Below are 2586 nucleotides of genomic sequence, written 5' to 3'. Positions count from 1 at the left end.
CGGGGCCGGGACGTGCTGGCGCGGCTGCTCTACGGTTTCCGCGTGTCCGTGCTGTTCAGCCTCGCGCTGACGCTGATCGGCGTGCTGATCGGCACGCTGAGCGGTGCGCTGATGGGCTTCTTCGGCGGGCGCTTCGACCTGATTTCCCAGCGCGCCATCGAGATCTGGAGCTCCATGCCCGAGCTCTACCTGCTGATCATCTTCGCCTCGATCTTCACGCCCAGCCTGGCGTTGCTGATCATCCTGCTGTCGCTGTTCGGCTGGATGGGCTTGTCCGACTACGTGCGCGCCGAGTTCTATCGCAACCGCTCGCTAGACTATGTGAAGGCGGCGCGTGCGCTGGGCCTGTCCAATGTGCAGATCATGTGGCGCCATATCCTGCCCAACAGCCTGACGCCGGTCATCACGTTCCTGCCGTTCCGCATGAGCGCGGCCATCCTGGCGCTGACCAGCCTCGATTTCCTCGGGCTGGGCGTGCCACCCACCACGCCCAGCCTCGGCGAGCTGCTGGCGCAGGGCAAGGCCAACCTCGATGCCTGGTGGATTTCCCTTTCGACCTTTGCCGTGCTGGTGCTGACCCTCTTGCTGCTTACCTTCATGGGCGACGCCCTGCGCGACGCCTTCGATACTCGCCTGGGCCTGGCGCAGTTGCGCGGCCGCGTGGAGCCGAAGGCGCCCGAAGGCTCGCCGGCCGCGGAGGTGACGCCATGAGCGCGCTGCCACAAGCCGGCGCCGCGAATGGCGCCTCGAATGGCGCCAAGAACGGCAAGAAGCCCCGCCCCGAAAGGGGCGCTGCCGGCGGCCCCCTGATGTGCATCGAGCGGCTTTCCGTCACGTTCGGCCACGGCGAGGATGCCACGCGCGCGGTGCGCGACGTCAGCTTCGACCTGCGCGCAGGCGAGCGCTTCGCGCTGGTGGGCGAATCCGGCTCGGGCAAGACCGTCACGGCGCTGGCCATGCTGCGGCTGGTGGAGGATGCGCGCTACCAGGGCGCGGTGCGCTTCGAGGGGCGCGACCTGCTGCAGGTGTCGGAGCGCGAGATGCGGGGCATCCGTGGCGGCGACATCGCCATGATCTTCCAGGAGCCCATGACGGCGCTCAACCCGCTCTACACGATCGGCAACCAGATCGTGGAGACGCTGGCGCTGCACGAGGGCCTGGACCGCCGCGCGGCGCGCGAGCGCGCCGTGGCGCTGCTCGAGCGCACCGGCATTGCCGACGCCGAGCACCGTTTCGACAGCTTCCCGCACCAGCTTTCGGGCGGCCAGCGCCAGCGCGCCATGATCGCCATGGCGCTGGCGTGCCGGCCGAAGCTGCTGCTGGCCGACGAGCCCACCACGGCGCTCGACGTGACCATCCGCGTGCAGATCCTGGAGCTGCTGCGCGACCTGCAGAGCGAGTTCGGCATGGCGGTCATGCTGATCACGCATGACCTCAACCTGGTGCGGGCCTTTGCCCAGCGCGTGGGCGTGATGGAGAAGGGCGTGCTGGTGGAGGTGGGCGAGACCGCCGAGGTCTTTGCCGCACCCCGCCATCCCTATACCCGCAAGCTGATCGACAGCCGGCCGCGCCGCGAGGTGCTGCCGCTGGTGCCGCTGTCGCCGGTACTGCTCGAAGCCCAGCGGCTGTGCGTGAACTACGCGCGCAAGCGGCGCGGCCTGGCCGGCTGGTTCGGGCGCGACCATCTTGCTGCCGTGAAGGATGTCGATTTCACGCTGCGCGAGGGCGAGACGGTTGGCATCGTGGGCGAATCGGGATCCGGCAAGACCACGCTGGCGCACGCCGTGCTGAACCTGACGCGGCGCACCAGCGGCGAGATCCGTTTCCTCGGCCGCAGCCTGGACGATGTCTCGCGCCGCGAGCGCAGCACGCTGCGATCGCGCCTGCAGGTGGTGTTCCAGGATCCGTTCGGTTCGCTTTCGCCGCGCATGACCATCGAACAGATCGTGGGGGAGGGCCTGGCCCTGCACCAGCCGGGGCTGTCGCGCGACGCCATGCGCCAGCGCGTCACCGAGGCGCTGCGCGAAGTGGGCATGGACCGCACCGCGCTGGGTCGCTATCCGCATGAGTTCTCGGGCGGCCAGCGCCAGCGCGTGGCGATTGCGCGCGTGCTGATCCTCAAGCCCCAGGTGCTGGTGCTGGACGAGCCAACCTCGGCACTCGATGTCTCGATCCAGCAGCAGGTGCTTGCGCTGCTGACGCAGTTGCAGCGCAAGTACAACCTCAGCTACCTGTTCATCAGCCACGATCTCGCCGTGATCCGGGCGATGGCGCATCGCGTCATCGTGATGAAGTCAGGCGAGGTGGTCGAGGCGGGGGAAACCGAGGCCGTGCTGGGTGCGCCGCAGCACGCTTACACCCGCAAGCTGATGCTGGCAGCCGAGATTGGTGCGGCGGATCCCGCGGCGCCGCAAATTGGTGCAACTGAATTCAGGGTGTCACCGGATTGACTCGCGCCTGACTCGCGCCTGACATAACGAAAACAAGAAAGCAGATGCGACTTTTGTCGTATGGGCTTGATTCCAAAGCCTTTTAGGTGGATTTTGTAACGTACTTTGACATGTGAATGACAACCTTATACCATCC

The 2586-nt window shown here is 67.2% G+C and carries 2 protein-coding genes; both read left to right on the top strand.

Going from position 1 to position 2586, the window contains the following annotated elements; genetic code table 11:
- Positions 1–711, top strand: a 711-nt coding sequence (locus AC1DO7_RS40900) for an ABC transporter permease subunit (protein WP_477117537.1), incomplete at its 5' end; no start/stop codon positions are given.
- 98 nt (positions 712–809) lie between these two features.
- Positions 810–2450, top strand: a complete 1641-nt coding sequence (locus AC1DO7_RS40895) for an ABC transporter ATP-binding protein (RefSeq protein ID WP_441618395.1) — start codon at positions 810–812, stop codon at positions 2448–2450.
- Positions 2451–2586: the final 136 nt, after the last annotated feature.

The organism is Cupriavidus sp. 05N40 (assembly GCF_056397305.1).
This window is presented reverse-complemented; position numbering and strand designations above follow the sequence as displayed.

Excerpts from the sequence above, each read along its gene's own strand:
- AC1DO7_RS40895 (WP_441618395.1), top strand. The coding sequence starts at position 810 with ATGTGCATCGAGCGGCTTTCCGTCACGTTCGGCCACGGCGAGGATGCC.